We start from the raw sequence: 21,289 nt of genomic DNA on the forward strand, positions 1-21,289 counted from the left end.
GTTTGGTGAATGAAAGTGACCCCGCTTAGCGTCGGCCGGGCTGTCCGTCACTCGTATGCCGCATCCGCGACGTACCGGACAGTCATCGCCGAGTCCCCGTCAGGCGCGAGCCTGGGGAGCCGGGGACCCACGAAGTCCCTGGGGTGAATCGGATGCCTGAGCCTCACCGAGGCCGGGGCGTCCGTAGGAGACCTTCCTGCTCCGAACCCGTCAGCTAACCCGGTAGGCGAGAAGGAAGGAAAGGATCAGCCACTTCATGGCGTTCACCCGTGCCACCGGGAAGCATCGTGCCCCGAGCCGACTGACGCGCAGGAGCGCGAAGATCGCCGGCGTCGCGGCCCTGGCCACCACCGGCGTCGTCGGCGGCGCGGCCTCGCCGGCCCTCGCCGCGGACACCGGGGTCACCTCCGTCAGCGAGACCGGCCTGAACCAGGTCATCGCCATCGACAGTGCCCTCGCCGACCAGATAGAGGCCCAGGCCGCCGCACAGCAGCACCAGGCCGATGCCGCGGCGAAGGCGAAGGCGGAGGCCCAGCGGAAGGCCGAGGCCGAGAAGCAGGCCGAAGCCAAGAAGAAGGCGGATGCCGAGGCCGACGCGAAGCGCGCGGCCGAGGCGCGCGCGGAGAAGGCGCGTGCCGCCCGGTCCGCCGAGCGCACCCGCCTGGGCGCCTTCCAGCTCCCGGTCGCCGGTTCGTACGTCACCACCGGCTACAAGTCCAGCGGCTCGCTCTGGTCGTCCGGCAGCCACTCGGGCATCGACTTCCACGCCGCGTCCGGCAGCTCCGTCGTCGCCGCCGGTGCCGGTACGGTCGTCGAGGCCGGCTGGGGCGGCGCGTACGGCAACAACATCGTGCTCCGGATGACGGACGGCACGTACACGCAGTACGGCCACCTCTCCTCGATCGGTGTCTCCGTCGGCCAGAGCGTCGGCGCGGGCCAGCAGATCGGCCTCTCCGGCTCGACCGGCAACTCCACGGGCCCGCACCTCCACTTCGAGGCCCGGACGACGCCGTCGTACGGCTCCGACATGGACCCCGTCGCATACCTGCGCGCCCACGGCGTCAACGTCTGACCGACGCCGCCCGTCCCACCCGCAGCACCTCTTCGAAGGCCCCGGCGCACACCGGGGCCTTCGCCGTGCCCGGCCTCCGCGCTTGCCCGTGGTACCGCCTGCAGGACCTGCCCGCCGAGTCGCCCCGTGGCCAAAAGATATTCATGAATTTCCACCCGGCATCGGAAATGCGGCCGCATTGCAATAGAGTCGCACAACAGGCGTCGGTCGGCCGCGTTTCGCGGGGATCAAGACGGAGGTTCGGACATGCGCATTCCCGCGCATTCGGTATGCACGGCAATCCGTGACGACATCGTCTCCGGTGTCTTCGAACGCGGCAGCCGGCTCACCGAGGAGTTGCTGGCGCGTCGTTACGGGGTCTCCCGTGTCCCGGTACGGGAAGCTCTGCGCACCCTGGAGTCCGAGGGCTTCGTGGTCACCCGGCGGCACGCGGGCGCCTGCGTCGCCGAGCCCACCCAGGAGGAGGCCGCCGACCTCCTGGAGGTCCGGATGCTGCTGGAGCCGCTGGCCGCCGCGCGCGCCGCGCAGCGCCGCACCGAGGCGCATCTCAAGGTGCTGCGCGGTCTGGTCAGGCTCGGCCAGGAGCGGGCCAGGCGGGGCGAGGGGGAGGATCTGCGCCCGCTGGGCGGCTGGTTCCACGAGACGTTGGCGCAGGCCTCCGGCAGCCCCGGCCTGATCGCGCTGCTCACCCAGCTCCGGCACAAGATCGCCTGGATGTACGCGGTCGAGCAGCCGGCCCGCCCGGCGGATTCCTGGGCCGAGCGCGGAGCCGTCGTGGACGCGGTGGCGCGCGGTGACGCGGCATGGGCCAGGGCGCTGACCGCCCAGCACGCCGAACGGGCCGCGGCCGCGCACCGGCTGCGCCGCATCGACCGGCCGGACCGTGCGCCCGCGGCCTCACGCACCGGCCGGGTGAGGGCCTCGCAACATTCCGTAAACACCACGGGCATCCGGCATTAACAATTACGCCGTATACAAAGAGTTGTCATTCCGTGGAGCTTTCTTCGGGCTGCCCGAATTATCTTCGCTCTTCATTTTTCACTAAGTTTCGCCCGGGAAAACGAAAGAGCCGCGGACCCGGTCAAGGGTGCCGCGGCTCTTTCGCAGGAAATGGGTCAGACGGTCTCCGGCAGCTCATCGAGCCCCTCGGCAACCAGCTTCGCCAGGCGGTCCAGGGCGGCTTCCGAATCGTCGGCCTCGGATGCGAGCACGATCTCCTCGCCGCCGTGCGCGCCGAGACCGAGCACCGCGAGCATCGAGGCGGCGTTCACCGGATTGCCATCGGCCTTGGCGATCGTCACGGGGACGCCGGAGGCCGTGGCGGCACGGACGAAGATGGAAGCGGGGCGGGCGTGCAGGCCCTCGGCCCATCCGACGTTGACGCGGCGCTCAGCCATGGTTCTGCCCTTCAGGAATCAATGGTTGTCTAGACCAGTCTCTCATGTGGTGCGCGGTGTTCCGGCCGACCCGCGGCAGGCCCGCAGCCCGTGCTGTACCGCGGCTCGGCCCCCTCAGACTGCCCCGGCCCCAGGACCTACGCGACCGCTGACGGAGCCGTAGTCTTTGCGCATGCAGCCCTCGTCGCAGCAGAGTCCGCATCACGTGTACCCCGACCACTGGGAAGCGGACGTGGTCCTCCGCGACGGCGGAACCGCGCGGATCCGGCCCATCACCACGGACGATGCCGAACGACTGGTCAGCTTCTACGAGCAGGTCTCCGACGAGTCGAAGTACTACCGCTTCTTCGCTCCGTACCCCCGTCTGTCCGACAGGGACGTGCACCGCTTCACCCATCACGACTACGTCGACCGGGTGGGGCTCGCGGTCACGGTCGGCGGCGAGTTCATCGCGACCGTCCGCTACGACCGGATCGATGAGCGGGGCAGACCCGCCTCCGCACCCGCCGACGAGGCCGAGGTGGCGTTCCTCGTCCAGGACGCACACCAGGGCCGGGGTGTGGCCTCCGCGCTCCTCGAACACATCGCCGCCGTCGCCCGCGAGCGCGGCATCCGCCGCTTCGCGGCCGAGGTGCTGCCCGCCAACACCAAGATGATCAAGGTGTTCCGGGACGCCGGGTACACCCAGCAGCGCAGCTTCGAGGAGGGCTCCGTCCACCTCACCCTGGACCTCGAACCCACCGCCGAGTCCCTCGCCGTCCAGCGCGCCCGTGAGCAGCGGGCCGAGGCGCGTTCCGTGCAACGGCTGCTCGCCCCCGGCTCCGTCGCCGTCATCGGTGCAGGCCGCACTCCCGGCGGGGTCGGCCGCACGGTCCTGCGCAATCTCCTCGGGGCCGGCTTCACCGGTCGTACGTACGCCGTGAACCGCGCCTTCGCCGCCGACCAGGGCACGATCGACGGGGTCCCCGCCCACCGTTCGATCGGCGAGATCGGCGAACCGGTCGACCTCGCGGTGGTCGCCGTCCCCGCCGACCGCGTTCCCGAGGCCGTCGCCGACTGCGGCGAGCACGGTGTCCAAGGGCTGGTCGTCCTTTCCGCCGGATATGCCGAATGGGGCGCCGAGGGCAGGGAGCGGCAGCGTGAACTGGTCCGCCAGGCCCGCTCGTACGGGATGCGGATCATCGGACCGAACGCCTTCGGCGTCATCAACAACGCCGACGCCGTCCGGCTGAACGCCTCCCTCGCCCCCGAGCCGCCCGCTCCCGGACGCATCGGTCTCTTCACCCAGTCCGGAGCGATCGGCATCGCGCTGCTCTCCGGGCTCTACCGGCGCGGCGCCGGCCTCTCCACCTTCATCTCCGCGGGCAACCGCGCCGACATCTCGGGCAACGACTTCCTGCAGTACTGGTACGAGGACCCGGACACGGATGTTGCCCTGCTGTACCTCGAATCGCTCGGCAACCCTCGCAAGTTCACCCGCCTCGCCCGGCGCACAGCTGCCGTGAAGCCCGTGGTCGTCGTGAAGGGCGCCCGGCACAGCGGCTCCACCCCGCCAGGCCATGCGGTGCCGGTCAGCCGGATCCCGGACGCGACGGTCTCCGCGCTCATGCGGCAGGCGGGCGTGATCCGCGTCGACACGGTGACGGAAATGGTCGACGCGGGTCTCCTCCTCGCCGACCAGCCGCTCCCCGCGGGCCCACGGGTCGCGATCCTCGGCAACTCCGAGTCGCTCGGCCTGCTCACGTACGACGCCTGCCTGACCGAGGGGCTCCGCCCGCGTCACCCCCTCGACCTCACCACCGCCGCGACCCCGCAGGACTTCCGGGACGCCCTGGCCGAGGCCCTCGCCGACGAGGGCTGCGACTCCGTGATCGTGACGGCGATCCCGTGGGTGGGCGAGGACGGCGAGGCGGAACCGGGCGACGGAGAGGTACTGGCGACCGCCCTGCACGCGGCCGCGGCCGCCGGTCCCGCCAAGCCGGTGGCCGTCGTCCACGTGGAGATCGGCGGCCTGGCGGAGGCTCTCGCCGCGGCCACCAGCACGGTCGCGCAGCCGCGCCCTTCGAAGCAGCCCTCCGCGGCCGCGACGTCGCCGCGCGCCGGAGCCGCCGCCACCTCGACCGGCGCCGCCCCGGCGCACACCCCTTCAGCGCCCGGCCCCGCCCCGGCGCACACCGCTTTCGCCCCCGGTGGCGGCGCGGTCACCGCAACCACGGGCACGGACAGCAAGGACGGCCCCGGACCCGCCCCCGGCTCCTGTCCCCGTACCGGCCGGATCCCCGCCTACCCCGCCGCCGAGCGAGCCGTGCGCGCCCTGGCCGAAGCGGTGAGGTACGCGCAGTGGCGACGACAGGCCGCCGTGCCCGGCAAGGTGCCCGAGTTCCTCGACGACACCATCGACGAACAGGGCGCCGCCGACCTGATCGACGCCCTGCTCGGCCCGGACCCCGACCCACGGGGCAGGCCGCTCGCGCACGACGAGGCGCGCGAACTCCTGGGCCGCTACGGCATCGCCGTACGGCCGACGCTTGCGGCCCCCGACTCCGAAGCCGCCGTCGCCGCGGCGGCGCGGCTCGGCTATCCCGTGGCGCTCAAGACCACCGCGCCCCATCTGCGCCACCGCGCCGACCTCGGCGGGGTCCGGCTGGACCTCGCCAACGAGAGCGCGCTGCGCCGGGCCTACGGCGAACTGACCGACCTGCTCGGCAAGCCCGCGGAACTCCGGCCGGTCGTCCAGGCCATGGCACCGCGCGGCGTCGACACCGTGGTACGGGCCACGATCGACCCGGCAGCGGGCGCCGTCGTCTCCTTCGGGCTCGCGGGCGCGCCCTCCGAACTCCTCGGCGACACCGCCCACCGCCTCGTTCCGGCCACCGACCGCGACGCCGCGGAGCTGATCCGGTCCATCCGGGCGGCCCCGGTGCTGTTCGGCTGGCGCGGCGCGGCACCCGTGGACACCGCGGCGCTCGAAGAGCTGCTGCTGCGGGTGTCCCGGCTGGTCGACGACCACCCCGAGGTGGTCTCCATCGCCCTGGAACCGGTCGTGGTCGCCCCCCAGGGGCTGACCGTTCTCGGCGCGAGCGTCCGGCTCTCGCCGCCCCCGGTCCGCACCGATCTCGGCCCTCGCCGCCTCCCCAACTACTGACCGGCCACCGACCGGAACGGCACCGCTTCGTCCCCGGCCGCCGGACGGGGACGAAAGCACCGGTCCCTTGTCCGCGCGGGCACCGGCCGCCCTGCCGGACATCGTCCCCGGCAGTCATCCGCCCCCCGTAGGATGGTCCACATGGCTAAGACCGGTACGACGACCCAGGGGCTGCGCGCGGCGATCGAGCGCAGTGGCTACTACCCGGCCCTCGTGGCCGAGGCGGTGGAGGCCGCCGTGGGCGGTGAGCCGGTCGCTTCGTACCTGGTGCACCAGGAGACCACCTTCGACTCCAACGAGGTGCGCCGCCACGTCACGGTCCTGGTCCTGACCGACACCCGCTTCATCGTCAGCCACACCGACGAGCAGAACGCGGACACCAGCTCCCCGACGCCGTACGCCACCACCTCCACGGAGTCGGTCAAGCTCGACCGGATCTCGTCGGTCGTGGTCAGCCGCGTTGTCGCCAACCCGGAGAAGTACGTACCGGGCACGCTGCCCCGCGAGGTCGTCCTCACCATCGGCTGGGGCGCGGTCTCCCGCATCGACCTGGAGCCGGCCGCCTGCGGCGACCCCAACTGCGAAGCCGACCACGGCTACACCGGCAGTTCCACCGCCGACGACCTGAGCCTGCGGGTCAGCGAGGCCGGTGACGGCCCGGACACCGTGCGCCAGACCCTCGCGTTCGCACAGTCCCTCTCCGAGGCCACGGCCGCGACCGCGGCGTCCGGCCGCTGATGGCCCAGCCGGCCTGGCAGGATCCCGTTCTGCTCCCCGTCGACACCGCCCCCGTCCCGGAGTACGGCAGCGGCTCGCTCTCCGATCTGCTGCCCACGCTTGCTGCCGGACAGGGCGTGCCCGGCTTCACCGCGGCGATCCCTGAACTCACCCCCGCCGACCGGAACTGCGTGTTCCTCATCGACGGGCTCGGCTGGGAGCAGATCAAGGCACACCCGGACGAGGCACCGTTTCTGCACTCCCTGCTCCCCACCTCGCGGGGCGGCACCGGCCGCCCGATCACGGCGGGCTTCCCGGCCACCACGGCGACGTCACTGGCCTCGGTCGGTACCGGACTTCCGCCCGGGGAGCACGGCCTTCCCGGTTACACCGCGCGCAATCCGGAGACCGGCGAGCTGATGAACCAGCTGCGCTGGCAGCCCTGGACCCCGCCGAAGGCCTGGCAGCCGTACCCCACCGTCTTCACGCTCGCCGACGCCGCGGGGGTGCGCACCGCCCAGGTCTCCGCCCCCGCCTTCGAGCAGACCCCGCTCACCAAGGTCGCGCTCAGCGGGGGCTCGTTCCTCGGCCGGCTGTCCGGCGAGGAGCGGATGGACGTCGCCGCCCAACGGCTCGCCGCGGGTGACCGGTCGCTCGTGTACACGTACTACAGCGAGGTCGACGGCAAGGGCCACCGCTTCGGGGTCGACTCCGACGCCTGGCGCGGGCAGCTGATGTACGTGGACGGCCTGGCCCGGCGCCTGGCCGAACAGCTCCCGACCCGCTCGGCGCTGTACATCACCGCCGATCACGGCATGATCGACATCCCCTTCGACGAGCAGTCCCGGATCGACTTCGACGAGGACTGGGAGCTGCGCGCGGGCGTCGCCCTGCTCGGCGGCGAGGGCCGGGCCCGTCATGTGTACGCGGTCCCGGGCGCCGAGAACGATGTGCTGACCGTCTGGCGGGAAGTGCTCGGCGAGCAGTTCTGGGTGGCGAGCCGGGACGAGGCGATCGCGGCCGGCTGGTTCGGCCCGAAGATCGACGAACGCGTACACGGCAGGATCGGCGATGTCGTCGCCGCGGCCCACGACGACGTGGTGATCACCGCGTCGGTCAATGAGCCGCACGAGTCCGCGATGGTGGGCATGCACGGCTCGATGACCCCCGTCGAGCAGCTCGTCCCCCTGCTCGAAGTACGCTCGTAGCCGCGTTTTCCCCGCCACAGTCCCCCTTGGACTGCTTTGCCCCGCCCGAAAGGTGCTCAGCCCCTCATGCCCGAGCTTGTGTTCTTCTCCGGAACGACGGACTGCGGAAAGAGCACCCACTCGCCGGGGTATTCGCCATGGCATGGACCCGTCACCTGGCGCCGGCCGGGTGGCGCGCTGTCTCTGGAACCCCACTCGCCGCGAAAGGCCGCACTCCGCTGATGTCCGAATTGGTGTTTTTCTCCGGAACTATGGATTGCGGCAAGAGTACTTTGGCACTCCAGATCGGACATAACCGCTCGGCCCGGGGGCTTCAGGGCGTGATCTTCACGCGGGACGACCGGGCGGGCGAGGGGAAACTGTCCTCGCGACTGGGCCTGGTCACGGGGGCTGTCGAGGCCACCGAGGGTATGGACATCTACGGGTATCTGGTCGATCAGCTGTCCAAGGGCGGCAAGGTCGATTATGTGATCGCCGACGAGGCGCAGTTCCTCTCGCCGGAGCAGATCGACCAGCTGGCGCGGGTCGTGGACGACCTCGGGCTGGATGTCTTCGCCTTCGGTATCACCACCGACTTCCGCACCAGGCTCTTCCCGGGCTCGCAGCGGCTGATCGAGCTGGCCGACCGGATCGAGGCCCTCCAGGTGGAGGCCCTGTGCTGGTGTGGAGCCCGGGCCACCCACAACGCGCGCACGGTGGCTGGGGAGATGGTGGTCGAAGGTGCCCAGGTGGTCGTCGGCGACGTCAACCGTCCGGTGGGCGAGATCGGTTATGAGGTCCTGTGCCGCCGCCATCACCTCCGCCGGATGACTGCTGCTTCAGCCCGCGCGGGCGCGCTGTCCCCCGACGTCCTGCCGGTCACATCCGCTTGACGGCGAGATTCCTCCTTCGGTTTCGGGTCTCTGCGGGCCCACTGTGCTTTACGCTCGACCCACGACCTGTGCGTTGGAAAAGGTGGAGGGCATCGTGGACCCGATTGCACCTGAACTGCTCATGGCCTTTGCGGGAGGCACCGCGGGCGCGGCGGGGGAGCAGATCTGGACATCGCTGCGAAACCTGGTCAGGCGGCGGCCGTCGGACGGAGAGCCGTACGGCGAGGGCGAGTTGACGGCCCTCGCCGAGGCGGCTGACAGCGCGGAGCGTGCCACGGCGTTGGCCGAGGTACTGGCTCTCCGCGCCCGGCAGGACCCCGCCTTTGCCGAGGCGCTCGCGGCCTGGCGTCGGGAGGCCGAGGCACTGGAGGGCACGCGGACCGGTGCGGGCGACGTGAGCAACGTGATCTCCGGGGGCACTCAGAGCAATGTCGTCCAGGCGCGGGATGTTCACGGTTCCATCAATTTCGGTGGCTGACGAGGTCGTGCATGGCTGGGTGGTGGTGCACGAGAGGACCGGGCGCGAGCCGGGCAACGCAGCTGTTCCGGCCCGGCAGGCGATCGCGACAGGTTCCACTGACGCGCCGTGCCCCTTTGGTCTACTGTGAGCGACGTGTCGGAACCTGTCGAACCCTGCGCGCATGCAGGCGAGTTCACCGCAGCACTCGCTCGTCAGCAACAGCTCGCCGAGCGTCGTGAGGAGATCGTCACAAGGCTGCACGACGAGGTCGAGCGGCTGCGCCGGGGCGAGATCGAAATGGCGCTCGATCTCGTGCGCCACTCCCTGATTCGGCTCCACGACCAGATCCTGCGCCAGGCCGAACACGTCACCGGCCCGCTCGGCGTCGACGAACTACGGGCCCTGCTGACCGCGCTGGCCGACGAGGCGGCGGACACCGTGGCCAGGACCGGCGTACAGCGGTACGTACCCCGGCCCGGCGCGGCATTCGACATGGCGTTGCAGCGTCCGGTGGGCCGCGCCGCCGCCGAAGGGCCGGAGGCGGACCGGACGGTGGCGCGCGTAGTGGCGGCCGGATTCGTTCAGGGGGAGCGGGTCGTTCGCAAGGCCGACGTCGTGGTTTCCCGGTGGGAGCCGGATGCGCCATGAACGTCTCCGTCTCCGGTGGGCTCAAAGGGCATGGCTTACAAGGACAACTGGCGAGACAACATACGGGACGGGCGCAACGCGCGGCCGTCCCGGCGGCGGGAGACCGTATGGCCGTATACGGCATCGACCTGGGGACCACCTACTCCTGCGTTGCACGGATCGACGACGTCGGCAGACCGACCGTACTGCGCAACCTCGAAGGGGCGGACACCACGCCGTCCGTCGTCTACTTCGAGAGCGCCGACAGCGTCGTCGTGGGACAGAGCGCCAAGGACGCCACCGTCCTCGACCCCGAGCACGTCGTGCAGCTCATCAAGCGGGACATGGGCGATGTGGTGCCGCGCGAGTTCCACGGCCGCACCTACACACCCGAGGAGATCTCCGCTCGCATCCTGCGCAAACTCGTCGAGGACGCCAAGGCCGCCGGCGGCGACGAGGCGCGCGACGTGGTGATCAGCGTGCCCGCCTACTTCGGGCTCGCCGAGCGGGACGCCACCCGTAAGGCCGGCGAGATCGCCGGACTGCGCGTCCTCGACGTGGTCGCCGAACCCATCGCGGCCGCGCTCGACTACGGGGCCCTGGAAGGAGACGAGGAGCGCGGGGACCGGGCCATCCTCGTGTACGACCTGGGCGGCGGCACCTTCGACACCACCGTGCTCACCCTGCGCGGGCGCGAGCTGACCGTGCTGTGCACGGACGGCGCGAAGGAACTGGGCGGCAGCGACTTCGACGACCGCATCGTCGTGCACTTGGTGGAGCGGTTCCGCGAGCGCTTCCCGGACGTCGACGACCCGCTGTCCGACCTCCAGTCCGAGACGCAGCTGCGCAAGGACGCCGAGGAGGCGAAGAAGGCGCTGTCCTTCCGCGAGCGCTACACCGTCCGCGTCATGCACCAGGGCAGGGTCGAACCGGTGGAGCTGACCCGGGGGCTGATCGAGGAGCTGACCCGCGACCTGCTCGACCGCACCGTCGACATCACCCGCCGCACCGTCGAACTGGCCGCGGAGCGGGGCGTATCGTCCTTCGACGATGTGCTGCTCGTCGGCGGCGCCACCAAGATGCCCGCCGTCGCCGCCGCCCTGCGCACCCAGTTCGGCTTCGAGCCCAGGCTGCACAACCCCGACCTCGCGGTGGCCCGCGGCGCCGCGCTCTACGCCCTCGACCGGGCCACGTACATCTTCTCCGGCGGCGAACTCCCTGCCGGCCAAGCACCGGACGTGTCGGAGACCGGCCTCACCCACCGCCCGTACGAAATCTCCACCGTCGCCTCGCGCGGCTACGGCATCCAGGTCACGGACATCGACACCGGCCGGGAGTACGTCACCCACCTCGTGCACGCCAACGACACTCTGCCTGCGTCGGTGACCGACGACTTCTACACCCTGCGCGACGGTCAGCGGGAGGTCCGGATCCAGGTAATGGAACAGGCGGGCGCGGTGGAGTCCGCGGAGCCGGAGCACAACACCGAAGTCGCGCAAGGCACGTTGAAGATCCCACCCGGCAAACCCGCGCGCTGGCCCTTCCAGTGCGTGTTCACGCTTGACACCTCCGGGCTCCTCACCGTCGTCGCCACCGAGCGGGAGACCGGCGAGCAGATCGAGATCTCCCTTCAGATCGGAGGTCTGTCCCAGGAGGCGGTGGACGAGGCGCGGGTTGCGATGAGCCGCCAGCGGGTCGGCTGATCGCGGGCAGGACGGGGGAACAAGGCCGTGGCCTTCGACGAGGAGCGCTACCGGCGCGAGGTGCTCGACGCCGGGTTGCCCGTGACCCAGGACCTGCGCACGCGCTACCAGCTGCCGCAGCGCCTCACCGGGCCCGCGGTCGCCGAGGCGGTCGCCGCGGTCCGCGCCTGCTGGCGCCGCAGCAGGTCTCGGCTCAAGTACCGTGCCGTCATCGAGCAGTTGGAGGCCGGGTACCTCATCCACCGGCCGCTGTTGGACGCGGCCGCCGCCGGCGACCCGGGACGACTGCGGGCTGCCCTCGCAGCGCACGGCCGACGCGCCGAATCCGAGCGGGCCGGGCTGCGCGCGGCCCTGGAAGAGGCCACGGGCGGACTCGGCATGCTCGCCGAGAGCACGGTCGCGGAGATCGCCGCCGCCCACCGGGTCCGCGAGGACCGGGTACGGGACCTGCTGCCTGTCCTCGGGCTGCGTATCGCCGAGCCCGACCCATTGCCCCGGTCGGTGCCGCACGCCGCGTATGCGCGCTGCGCCGGCCACCTGGAGGTGCTGGGGCTGCGGCACCTCGGCGACTTCCTCGCGACAAGCACGCCCGGCGGGCGGACCGAGCAGCCCGTACGCGTCTTCGACGCGCCCCCGGTCGACCCGCCGAGCGTCGAGGCGGCGGCGCGCCGCTGGGGACGGCTGCCGCACGGCGCCGCGCACACAGCGGCCCAGGCCGTGACCGCCGCCGTCCGTGGCGTGCTGACCGAGCAGGGTCCGGAGGGACTCGCCCGGATCCTGCTCCATGAACTGGCGCTGCCTCTGCGGACGCGGTATGCCGCCCGCGCGACCCCGGCCACGCTCCTCGCATACGCGGTGGGAGAGCTGTCCGTCGCCGCGGACGACGCGCGGCGACTGGTGTTCGCGGTGCTGCACGAGGCGGCCGGGGACCCGGTGTCGGAGCGGCTGCACCGGCTGGCCGCGGACGGGCGGCTCGCCGAGGCGGCGGCCGTGGCGGACCGGTTGCCGCCGGACTCGCTCGCCGAGGATGTGCGCACACTGGCCGAGCATGTGCGCGGGAAACTCGCCGAGGCGCGCGGCCTGGTGGACCACGCGCGCCGACTGCCGCCGGCCGAGGCGGACCGGGCCTGGGACCTGCTGGAACAGGCGGAGGAGGCAGTCCGCGATCTGCCGGGAATCGACGCTGTGCGCCGCGGCCTCGCGGTCTGCCCGGTGTCCGGCCTCACCGCGACCCGGGACGGCGAGGGCGTCACCGTCCGGTGGCGGCCCTCGTCGTCCACGACGGGCGAGCCCGAGTGCGTGCTGCTGCGCAGCGAGCAGCGCCCGCCACGCGACGCGGCCGACGGCACGGTGCTGCCGCTGACGTCGCCGCGTGCCACCTCGTACGTGGACGCCTCACCCCCGGCCTGCGTCCCGCTGTACTACGCGGTCGCCGTGCGCCGGGCCGCCGAACCCGGCAGCGCGCCCTCGCCGCTCACGGTGGGCGGGCCCGTCGTGCACTGGCCCGAGGTCACCGATGTCCACCTGCGCCCCGGGGACCGTCGGATCACCGCCGGCTGGACCTGCCCCGACCGTGCCCGGTCCGTCGAGGTCGTCCGCACCGCGCCGGATGGCGAGGAGGTGCGGGTCGCCGCCCGCCGCGACGGCTTCACGGACGGCGGGCTCGCCAACGGCACGACGTACGGCTACCGCGTCCGCGTCGCCTACCGCACCGACGACGGACTGCTCGTACGCACGGAGGGCGTCCGGCGCACCGCCACGCCGCTCGCGCCGCCCGAGCCGGTCACCGACCTGGACATCCGCCTCGTGGACGGCCACCTCCTGGCGCGCCTCGACCCGCCGCCCGGCGGCGAGGTGCGCCTGTACGGCTTCGACGACGTGCCTCCGTGGCCGGCCGGCACCCGGCTGCGCACGGCGGAGCTCCCCGGGGGTCCGATCGTGGCGCAAACTGCCGAGGAAGGGCTGCGGTTCGCGCCGCCGGGCCGGCCCACCGTGGTGCTCGCGGTCACGGTCGCCGGAGAACGCGCCGTCACAGGAGCACACGCCATGGCCGTCGCGTCGGCGCTCGGCACCCTCACGCTCACCCGGCACGGCGGCACGGACGTGGCCGTCGTCTTCGACTGGCCGCCGGACAGCGGCAACGAGGTCGAGGTCACCTGGCGGACCCCCGGCGAGGCGGGCGAGCAGCGGCGCGCCGTCACCCGCGCCACCTACCGGCACGAGGCGGGCGTACGGCTGCCGGTCGCGGACGGCGCCGGGGTGGAAGTCGAGGTGCGGCCGATCGCCCAGCTCGGCGGGCTGCCCGCATACGGCCCGCCGAGCGCGGCGGTACTGCCACCACGCGCCGACGTCGACTATCGGCTGGAGCGGAAGGGCCTGCCCGGACGTCGCACGGTAACCGCCGTGTTCACGGCGCGCACCACCGTACGAGCCGAGCGGCTGCTGCTGGTGCGGTCGCGCGGCCCGGTCTGGCCGCTGGAGCCCGCCGACGGGGACGTCCTCGCGGAAGCCGCCGACGTGACGCTCGGTCCGGGGCAGGACGCGAAGCTGTCGGCGCGCCTGGCCCGCGGCCCGGGCGGCCGGCTGCGCTGCTTCGCCGTCGGCGAGGCGCTCGTGCTGCGCGACCCGCCGCAGCACACGCTCAAGATCACCCAGAGGGAGTGGACATGAGAATGCCGTGGCGCCGCACCTGGGTGTGCCCGCACTGCTTCCGGAGTATCTCCCGAGCGCAGATCGCGTACGTCTGCGCGAGCGGCGCCGCCTGCGCCCAGGACCGGGGCCTCGCCTCGGCCAACCCACGGGCCGGTTCGGCGGTGTGCGGCACCTGCGGCCGCACCACCACCCGGCTGCGCTGCACCGCCTGCGCAGGCCGACTGCCTGAGGGCTATCTGAGCACTCCCGGAAAGCTGGTGGCGCTCGCCGGACCGGTCAGTTCCGGCAAGAGCACCTACATCGGCGTCCTCGTGCACGAACTGCTGCACCGCCTCGGCGCCGAACTCGACGCCGCGCTGCTCCCGTGCGACGACGACACGATGGCCGACTACCACGATCGGTACGAACGGCACCTGTACGAGGAGCAGCACACCGTCCCCAAGACCGCCGAGCATGACGCCGGCCGCCCCCTCGTGCACCGCCTCAGCCGCACCCGGCGGGGCCGTTTCGGACGTGCCGGCAAGCGGGTGCTGACCTTGGTCTTCCTCGACACCGCGGGCGAGCACTTCGCCTCACGCGACCGTATGGAGGCACAGATGCGCTACTTCGTCGCGGCCGACGCCGTCGTCGTCCTCGTCGATCCGCAGGACCTGCCCGGCGCGCCGGTGAAGGACGGCGACGGGGTGCCGGGCCGGTCGGGCGACGTACTCGCCCGGGTGCTGGGCCACCTCGGCGGCGGCGGGAAGGTGACCGTGCCGGTCGCGGTCGCCCTCACCAAGGCCGACCTCCTGTGGCCGCACCTGCCGGACAACTCCCCGCTGCACCGCACCCGCCGCCCCGGCCCCGTCTTCGACGCCGACGACCGAGCCGCCGTCCACGCCGAGCTGCAGGCCCTGCTGCGGCGCTGGCAGGAACACCAACTCGACGCGCGGCTCCACCAGTTCTGTACCGACTACCAGCTGTTCGCGCTGTCCACGCTCGGTACCGCGCCCCGGCAGGGCGGCGACCTCGGACTCGGTGGCCTCGTACGCCCGCACCGGGTGGAGGACCCCCTGATGTGGCTGCTGCACCGCTTCGGCGCCCTCGACCGGGGACGGGGGTGACGCGTATGGCAGGACAGGCCCACTACACGTCCGCCCCGCCCTCGTCCGACGCACCCCACGGCGGCTTCCGCTTCACCGCCGTCTCCCCGACGGCCCGCCCCGCACTCGATGTCCTGCGCCCGCTGACGGGGTACGCGCGGCCTCCGGGCCCGGACCGACACCGCCACTTCCCCGTGGCCTTCGCCTACGATCGGCCGGACGACGACGCGGCCGTGCTGACCCGCACGCGCTTCACCGGCCAGGACTACACCGGCCGCTGGGGCAACCACTTCTGCCACGCCTTGTACGCCACCCCCGACGAACTGGCCGGTCTGCGCCCCGTCGAGCTGTGGGACACACCCCACTGGGCCCCGACGCCGGCGCACGACGACGGCCAGGACCTGCCCGACGTCACCCAACTCGTCCCCGGCAGCGCCGTCGGACCCGACCGTGTGGCCCGCTTGCTGGCCGGCATCGGCGACCCCGGCGTCCGCCTCCTGGAGCGGCTGCTCACCGCGGCCCTGCGGGCGCTGGTCGGCGAGGGCCCCGGTGCCACCCTGGTCTCCGCGGATCCGGACCGTGTCGTCGACTGGATCGCCGCCGTCTCCTACACCCTGCCCGCCGGCCTGGCCGCCCGACTGACGTTCACGACCTACACCGCGCGGCCGGAGGACGACCACCGCCATCTGACCGGGACTGGGCCGGAGACCGCGGAGCGGGCACCGGGTCCGGTGTTCCACCTCGACCGACTGACCTGGGGCGGCTGTCCGGAGCCGAGCCCGACGGCACGGTTCCTCGCGGGCGCGTTGGCAAGCGGGCGCCTCGACGTCCTGGACGCCGTCGCACAACTGTGGGACGCGGGCCCCGCGGACGGCGTCGAGGGGGGCGTACGGCGGCTGCGGACCGGGTGCGCGCTGCTCGCGCCGGACGGCGATGCGGGGGCCTTCGGCGGGGAGGGCTCCCGGCTCGTGGGCTTCGTACGTGCCGTTGCGGAGCTGCGGCCGGAGGAGGCGCGACTGGCGCCCGAGCGCCTGACGGCCGCCGCCGCGTGCCATCTCGCCGACGGGACGGCACCCCTCGGCGACGTACGGGCCGCGCTCGCTCCGCTGCCCGAGCCGTACCGGCCGGCCGTCCTCGCCGGGCTGCTCGCCGCCCTCGAAGCCTCCGCCGAACTGCGGACCGCCGCCCTGGACGCGCGGGCGTGCGCCTCCCTCGCCTCCCTCGCGGACGAAGCACCGGACGTGCTCGCCGCCACCCCCGGCACCGCGCTGCACGTGCTGCGCCGGGCACCCGGGGAGCCGCGGCCGACCGCGCTGCGGATCCTGCGGCTGTACCGGCGGGGACTGTGGGAGGAGACGGAGACCTACGAGGCCCTGCGTGATCTGGTGCGGGCCGAGGAGCCGGAGCGGGCGCCACGGCTGCTGTGGCGACGCGGGTCGGCCCGGGAGAAGGAGTGAGCCGTGGCGAACCCTGTAATGCTGCTCCTGGCGATCATCCTGTTCGTCGTCCTGATCGTCGGCTACGGCATCTTCATCACTCTGCCCAAGCTGGTGTGGACCCAACTGCACACCGTCTGGCGGACCTTCGGGCGGGCAGCACACTCCCCACCCGACCCGCACGGCGAGCCGGCCACCCCCGTCTACCTCCGCGTCACCGCCCCGCGCGACCTGCGTGCGACCTGGTGGGACGGACTCGAGCGGCACGAACGGCTGATGGGCGACGCCGAGCGGTTCCTGGTCGACCGGGTGAGCGACGCGTTCCGCCGGTCGCAACAGCGCGGGACCGGCGGGCAGGGCTGCCTGATGCTCTTCCTGCGCCCGGCTTTCCTGCTGACGGCCGTCGCCGTCGTGCTGACCGCGACCGCGCTGAACATCCTTCCGTTTCTGTTCGCGCTGCTGGCGTGGGCGCTGGGCTGTTCACTGTGGACCCTGTGGTGGGTGGTGTGGGCGGCCGTCGCGCGGACGGGGCGCGCGCTGCGCAGCGGCCCGGCGCCGTGCCCGTACACCGGCTGCGGGCGCACCATCCACCGCCCGGTCCGGCTGTGTCCGACGTGCCGAGCCGGCCACCGGCAGCTGCTGCCCAACCGGTACGGCGCCTTCTCCCACCGCTGCCGTTGCGGCACCCGCCTGCCCGCCGTCCTCGGCGCGCGCCGCCTGGACGCGTGCTGTCCGCACTGCGGGAAGGCGCTGCCCGCCGGATATGAACAGGCGCGGGTCGTCGTGCTCGTCGGGGGCTCGGGGGCGCAGCGCGGCGGAGTGCACCGGCAGGGGCAGGCCGAGCTGGGCGCCACGCCCGGGGCCGAGCCGCCGCTCGTGCGCACCGACGGGGCGCCCGTCCTGTGGTACGACCCGCCTGGTGACGCGTACGGCAGTCAGGAGTCGGTGGCCGCGCTGGACGTCCTGCGCCGGGCCCACGGACTGCTGCTGGTGGTGGACGACCCCGCCGCGCACAGCGACGCCGTGTACGCCGTGACCCGGGTCCTGCACGTCCTCACCGCCCTGCCGGCACGCCGCCGTCCGCACCGTTTCGCACTGCTGTACACCCGAGCCGTACAGGGCGACGACACTGCCGTGCGCGCGCAACTGGACGCGGCCGGCGGCGGCCATCTGCTGCGCGCGCTCGACGCCACGGGCATTCCGGTGCGCTGCGTTCCGGCCTCGACTCTCGCGGGGACGCTGTGGTGGCTTGCCGGTACGTCCGGTACCGCGGGCTCCGGGGAGAGCATGGCGCCTCCGCCCGTGCGCCGACCCGAGAACACGACGTTCCGCTTCCCCCGGCACCGCGCCGCCCGCCACACCTTTCTGCTCACCCACCTCGCCGGGTACCTGGTCGTACCGCTCGCCCTGGCTCTCCTGCAGACGGGTGTGCTGCCGCCGGCCGCTTTCTTCGGTCTGCCCGGGACGTACGACAAGTGGCGGCATCCGCTGACCGGTTCGGTCCGCCAGATCGACCTCACCGCGGCCGCCACCCGGGACTGGCCGAAGCTCAGCGCCGGTTACTCGGCGCCGGGACATCCGCCGTCCGCCGCTCTGCCGGGCCACGCGGGCTACTGGTCGGTCAAGGGATCCCCGCAGAAGGACAACTGGCTGAGGATGGACTTCGGGATACCGCTGCCGCTGAGCGAGGTGTCGGTGGACTTCGACCCGGACAGCGTCAAGTCGTTGTTCGCGCCGGGCGTCGACGTGGAGGGCCAGGTCGGTGCCCGCACCATCGACTTCCGGGACATGCGCCGTCACGAGCAGAAGCAAGGTGCCTACTTCAAGAAGACGTACGGCTACGACATTCCCGTCCCGGACACCGTCGACTCCGTCCGCATCGGCCTGTACTCCCTATTTGACAAGGACAAAGACGACAAACAGCGGCTTCGCCTGCGCGAGTTCAACATCCGCTGGAGCAGCTCCGACGCCCTGCGCCTGCACCCGGCGGACGGCGGCCGGCTCGCCATGGAGAACGCCACCGCACGCGACCTCGCCATCACCATCCGGCCGCCCCTGCTGCCCGCGGGCTGGCAGGCCACCCTCGTCGGACGGCCGCCCCGGATGATCGGGGCCCACGACACGTACGAGGCACGCTGGCGGATCACGGCTCCCAAGGGGACCACGGGCCGCGCCCCCATCGCCTACGCCGTCGACATCAGCGAGGACGACCAGACGGTGACGGCACGCTGCCTGGCCCTCCTCACGGCGTCCGCGGACGCCGAGCCGCTCTGCTGAGGCTCAACGGCCACCGGACGGCGATGTCCAGCAGGGCCCCGCGAAGTCGGCCAGGACCGCGCCGAGTCGGGGATCCACACGCGACGAGAGGCCGAGTGGCAGGACGAGGAACCAACCCTCGCCCATGCGGGAGCGGCGGGGCGGGCGCGGGGCGCCGGCGAGCAGTCGGACCTGGAGTGCGTAGAAGCGCGCGTCCCGGCCCCGGACGATCGCGCGGCGCACGGTGATCTCCTCGACGTGCCGCCACTCGTAGGAGCGTCGCCTGCGCCCGATCACGGAGGTGACGCCGTCCCGGGTCAGCTCCAGCTCCAGTCGCTGCCGCGGCATGAGCAACCCGGCCACGGTGATCACGGCGCCGATCACGGGGAGGAAGAGCAGCGCCAGCCAGGCGGTGAAGTCCTGCCACTGGCCGCTCACGGTGAACCGCACGATGAAGACGCCCAACAGGGAGCCGAACACCGCCCAGTGGGCCAGTGGCAGCCTCCTGGACCGACCGCGGAGGTGGTAGCGGTCCGCGGTGCGTTCCACGGTGAAGTGGCCTGAGTCCGCGAGCGCGGGCATGCGGTCCGGCTCGGGGCCGGACGAACCGCCACCCTCGCCCCGCTCTTGAGCGCGCCGTCCCGCCAGATGCTCCTGGAGTCGCCGGTTGCGGAAGCGATAGGTGCCGCCCGACAGCTGGAGCAGGCCCGCCGTGCGCGCGTCCTTGAGGAACGCCATCAGGGACCACGGCACCCGTCGGGTCGCCGCGAGCGAGCACTTGGCGAGGATCCAGCGGCTCCACGGGCTGAGCAGCACGAACATCGACGAGGCACCCGCCCAGCCCCCGAACGCCGGCCACCACCCGTCGCTTCCGCCGAGCCAGAAGAACGAACCCGCACCGGCCCCGATCAGCGGGGCCACCAGCGTCAGCATGGTGACGAGGGCGGACTGTTCGCCGCGCAGGAGTTCGTCGGGAGTGGCGGCGTCCACGGTGTCGGCCGGAGCCGCGTACACGATGGTCAGCAGCGCGGGCAGCACGCCGCCGACCGAGAGCCAGACCAGGACGGGGTCCGGTGACACGAAGACGTACAGGGCGAGCAGGAGGACGACGAGCGCGGGACCGCCCACGAGCGCCGCAAGGCGGACCTGCGGACCCACCCGCGAATTACGGTCGAAGGAACGGAGGGCGTGGATGAACAGCAGAGGGTTGACGCTGCGCCGCGGCTCGGCGATCCGCTGCCCGAACCAGGAGGCGGTCACGGACCGTGCGATGGCCGCGAAGAGGACCCCGCCGGACACCTCCCCCGTCACGCTGAGGTCACCCAGCAGGGAATCCTCCGCGTAGCCGGACATGCCCGCCTTGATGACGAGGGAGAGCAGGATGCCGGCCGCAAGCAGCGCGGGCAGCGCGAGCAGTCGGGGCAGTGGCGCCGAGTGCAGCCGCCACCAGGCCAGTTCGGACTCCTCGCGACGGCTCAGCAGCAGCGCCAGGTACGAAAGCCAGGCACCGGCCCGTTCGGCGTCCCAGGTGCGGGGTGGGTGCAGCCGACCGGGGTTCGGGGGCCGCGGCGGAAACGCGGCGGGCACGATCCGGTCGAGCAGGTGTGCCTCGACGGCATCACGGGTCGGGAACCGCACCCGGTCCACCAACTCCCGTGGATCCGCCGGATGCTGCTCATAGGACCGGCGTACCAGCCACACCATCAGCGGACTGGTCAGGGCCCAGGCCACCGGTGCGGAGGGTTCCTTCTGAAGGGTCTCCAGCAGGCGCGCCCAGGCCGCTGCGCGGGCCGGTGGCCGGGCTCTGCGGAGGTAGCTCGCCACCTCGTCGGGGCGCAGCGGCAGCGACTCGATCACCGTCGCGTGCCGCAGACCCTTGCCCTCCTGGTCGAGGCGCTCGTACTCGGCCGTGCGGGACATCAGTACCGCGTCCTGCACGCCGTCGAGGCCGGCATTGAGCGCGTCGAGTACCTCGGCGCGGCGGTGTCCGGGCAGTTCGTCGAGGCCGTCGAGGACGGGCAGAACCCGCCGCTCAAGGACGAGCCGGCGGGCCGGGTGGACGCCGTCCACGGGCGGCAGACCGGGGTGGTCCTGGCGCAGCCGGTCCACCAGCCAATCGGAGAGCGACTGCCGCCGGGTGTCCCAGGACTCCAGCGACAGCACAAGCGGGACCGGCACGTCGTCCTCGCCCTGTGTGAGCCGCCGGGCGAGGAGTTCGAGGGTGAGCAGGATGGACAGCACGGTCTTGCCGGATCCGGCGGTGCCCAGCACGACCAGCCGCCGCCGCGGCCGGAGCCTGAGGAAGGTCCCGGCGATCGTGTCGGTCCCGGAGCCCGCGGGCACGTACTCCCCGGCGGACGCCACTCGTCGGCTGGGTGTCCAGCGCACGGGCAGTGGCTCGGGATCGGTCATGCCCCAGGCGTCGGCCTCGGCCCGCCACCGGTGCAGAAGACTGCGTGCGAGCCTCCGCTCGGCCGTGGCCAGCGGAGCGTTGTCATCGGGCGGCGGGGGCTCCACGCGCAGGGTCAGATTGAGATCACCTTCGAGAATCCCGATCTGGATCAGATACTCGGCTGTGCAATCGACCGCGGTGTTGGTGATGTGCGGCTCACCGGAGTCCATCTGCCTCGCCATGTACGCCCGCCCCCGTCGTCGCCCTTCC

15 protein-coding genes and 1 riboswitch are annotated in these 21,289 nt (G+C 72.5%); of the genes, 13 read left to right on the forward strand and 2 right to left on the reverse strand.

Annotated features, from left to right (window positions below; genetic code table 11):
- The first annotated feature begins 76 nt into the window (after positions 1–76).
- Positions 77–244, forward strand: a riboswitch (cyclic di-AMP (ydaO/yuaA leader).
- A 12-nt stretch (positions 245–256) separates the two neighbouring features.
- Together ACFVV1_RS08865 and ACFVV1_RS08870 are read left to right on the forward strand one after the other, a co-directional pair.
- Positions 257–1,072 (forward strand): M23 family metallopeptidase, encoded by an 816-nt coding sequence (locus ACFVV1_RS08865; RefSeq protein WP_389986666.1) that lies wholly within the window; start codon positions 257–259, stop codon positions 1,070–1,072.
- Between the two features lie 246 nt (positions 1,073–1,318).
- Positions 1,319–2,032, forward strand: a complete 714-nt coding sequence (locus tag ACFVV1_RS08870; protein ID WP_389986669.1) for a GntR family transcriptional regulator — start codon at positions 1,319–1,321, stop codon at positions 2,030–2,032.
- Positions 2,033–2,187: 155 nt separating this feature from the next.
- On the opposite strand, the gene ACFVV1_RS08875 is transcribed toward ACFVV1_RS08870, so the two are convergent.
- The gene (locus ACFVV1_RS08875) at positions 2,188–2,469 is read right to left on the reverse strand and encodes an HPr family phosphocarrier protein (RefSeq protein ID WP_266749172.1); all 282 of its coding nucleotides are present in this window, start codon (positions 2,467–2,469) and stop codon (positions 2,188–2,190) included.
- A gap of 172 nt (positions 2,470–2,641) precedes the next feature.
- On the opposite strand from ACFVV1_RS08875, the gene ACFVV1_RS08880 reads away from it, so the two are divergent.
- From ACFVV1_RS08880 to ACFVV1_RS08930, 11 genes are all read left to right on the forward strand, one after another.
- Complete coding sequence (locus ACFVV1_RS08880; RefSeq protein ID WP_389986672.1) at positions 2,642–5,614, forward strand: GNAT family N-acetyltransferase; 2,973 nt, start codon at positions 2,642–2,644, stop codon at positions 5,612–5,614.
- Between the two features lie 141 nt (positions 5,615–5,755).
- Positions 5,756–6,352, forward strand: a complete 597-nt coding sequence (locus ACFVV1_RS08885; RefSeq protein ID WP_389986676.1) for a DUF5998 family protein — start codon at positions 5,756–5,758, stop codon at positions 6,350–6,352.
- Positions 6,352–7,539 carry an alkaline phosphatase family protein gene (locus tag ACFVV1_RS08890; protein ID WP_389986679.1) on the forward strand — a complete coding sequence of 396 codons (1,188 nt, stop codon included), beginning with the start codon at positions 6,352–6,354 and terminating at the stop codon, positions 7,537–7,539. The genes ACFVV1_RS08885 and ACFVV1_RS08890 overlap by 1 nt, the downstream gene beginning before the upstream one ends.
- Before the next feature lie 221 nt (positions 7,540–7,760).
- A complete protein-coding gene (locus ACFVV1_RS08895; protein ID WP_389986682.1) occupies positions 7,761–8,411 on the forward strand; it encodes a thymidine kinase in 651 nt (216 codons plus the stop codon).
- Positions 8,412–8,505: 94 nt separating this feature from the next.
- Positions 8,506–8,889: a hypothetical protein gene (locus ACFVV1_RS08900; protein ID WP_389986684.1), complete on the forward strand. Its 384-nt coding sequence runs from the start codon at positions 8,506–8,508 to the stop codon at positions 8,887–8,889.
- Between the two features lie 135 nt (positions 8,890–9,024).
- The gene (grpE, locus tag ACFVV1_RS08905) at positions 9,025–9,519 is read left to right on the forward strand and encodes a nucleotide exchange factor GrpE (protein WP_389986687.1); all 495 of its coding nucleotides are present in this window, start codon (positions 9,025–9,027) and stop codon (positions 9,517–9,519) included.
- A 107-nt stretch (positions 9,520–9,626) separates the two neighbouring features.
- Entirely contained in the window at positions 9,627–11,201 is a 1,575-nt protein-coding gene (locus ACFVV1_RS08910) for an Hsp70 family protein (RefSeq protein ID WP_389986690.1), read from the forward strand.
- Between the two features lie 27 nt (positions 11,202–11,228).
- On the forward strand, positions 11,229–13,871 hold the full coding sequence (locus ACFVV1_RS08915) for a hypothetical protein (protein WP_389986693.1): 2,643 nt from the start codon (positions 11,229–11,231) through the stop codon (positions 13,869–13,871).
- Entirely contained in the window at positions 13,868–14,956 is a 1,089-nt protein-coding gene (locus ACFVV1_RS08920; RefSeq protein WP_389986696.1) for an ATP-binding protein, read from the forward strand. Before ACFVV1_RS08915 ends, ACFVV1_RS08920 begins: the two co-directional genes overlap by 4 nt.
- 5 nt (positions 14,957–14,961) lie before the next feature.
- The gene (locus ACFVV1_RS08925; RefSeq protein ID WP_389986699.1) at positions 14,962–16,392 is read left to right on the forward strand and encodes a hypothetical protein; all 1,431 of its coding nucleotides are present in this window, start codon (positions 14,962–14,964) and stop codon (positions 16,390–16,392) included.
- Between the two features lie 3 nt (positions 16,393–16,395).
- A complete protein-coding gene (locus ACFVV1_RS08930; RefSeq protein ID WP_389986702.1) occupies positions 16,396–18,648 on the forward strand; it encodes a hypothetical protein in 2,253 nt (750 codons plus the stop codon).
- Between the two features lie 3 nt (positions 18,649–18,651).
- Here ACFVV1_RS08930 and ACFVV1_RS08935 read toward each other — a convergent pair whose 3' ends face one another.
- A complete protein-coding gene (locus ACFVV1_RS08935) occupies positions 18,652–21,261 on the reverse strand; it encodes an NACHT domain-containing protein (RefSeq protein ID WP_389986705.1) in 2,610 nt (869 codons plus the stop codon).
- Positions 21,262–21,289 lie beyond the last annotated feature (28 nt).

The organism is Streptomyces sp. NPDC058092, from assembly GCF_042884935.1.
Classification (GTDB): Bacteria; Actinomycetota; Actinomycetes; order Streptomycetales; family Streptomycetaceae; genus Streptomyces.

Coding starts and splice junctions, on each gene's coding strand:
- ACFVV1_RS08935 (WP_389986705.1), bottom strand. CDS start 21,261: ATGGCGAGGCAGATGGACTCCGGTGAGCCGCACATCACCAACACCGCG.
- ACFVV1_RS08925 (WP_389986699.1), top strand. CDS start 14,962: ATGGCAGGACAGGCCCACTACACGTCCGCCCCGCCCTCGTCCGACGCA.
- ACFVV1_RS08870 (WP_389986669.1), top strand. CDS start 1,319: ATGCGCATTCCCGCGCATTCGGTATGCACGGCAATCCGTGACGACATC.
- ACFVV1_RS08910 (WP_389986690.1), top strand. CDS start 9,627: ATGGCCGTATACGGCATCGACCTGGGGACCACCTACTCCTGCGTTGCA.
- ACFVV1_RS08885 (WP_389986676.1), top strand. CDS start 5,756: ATGGCTAAGACCGGTACGACGACCCAGGGGCTGCGCGCGGCGATCGAG.
- ACFVV1_RS08890 (WP_389986679.1), top strand. CDS start 6,352: ATGGCCCAGCCGGCCTGGCAGGATCCCGTTCTGCTCCCCGTCGACACC.
- ACFVV1_RS08920 (WP_389986696.1), top strand. CDS start 13,868: ATGAGAATGCCGTGGCGCCGCACCTGGGTGTGCCCGCACTGCTTCCGG.
- ACFVV1_RS08895 (WP_389986682.1), top strand. CDS start 7,761: ATGTCCGAATTGGTGTTTTTCTCCGGAACTATGGATTGCGGCAAGAGT.
- ACFVV1_RS08880 (WP_389986672.1), top strand. CDS start 2,642: ATGCAGCCCTCGTCGCAGCAGAGTCCGCATCACGTGTACCCCGACCAC.
- ACFVV1_RS08875 (WP_266749172.1), bottom strand. CDS start 2,469: ATGGCTGAGCGCCGCGTCAACGTCGGATGGGCCGAGGGCCTGCACGCC.
- ACFVV1_RS08865 (WP_389986666.1), top strand. CDS start 257: ATGGCGTTCACCCGTGCCACCGGGAAGCATCGTGCCCCGAGCCGACTG.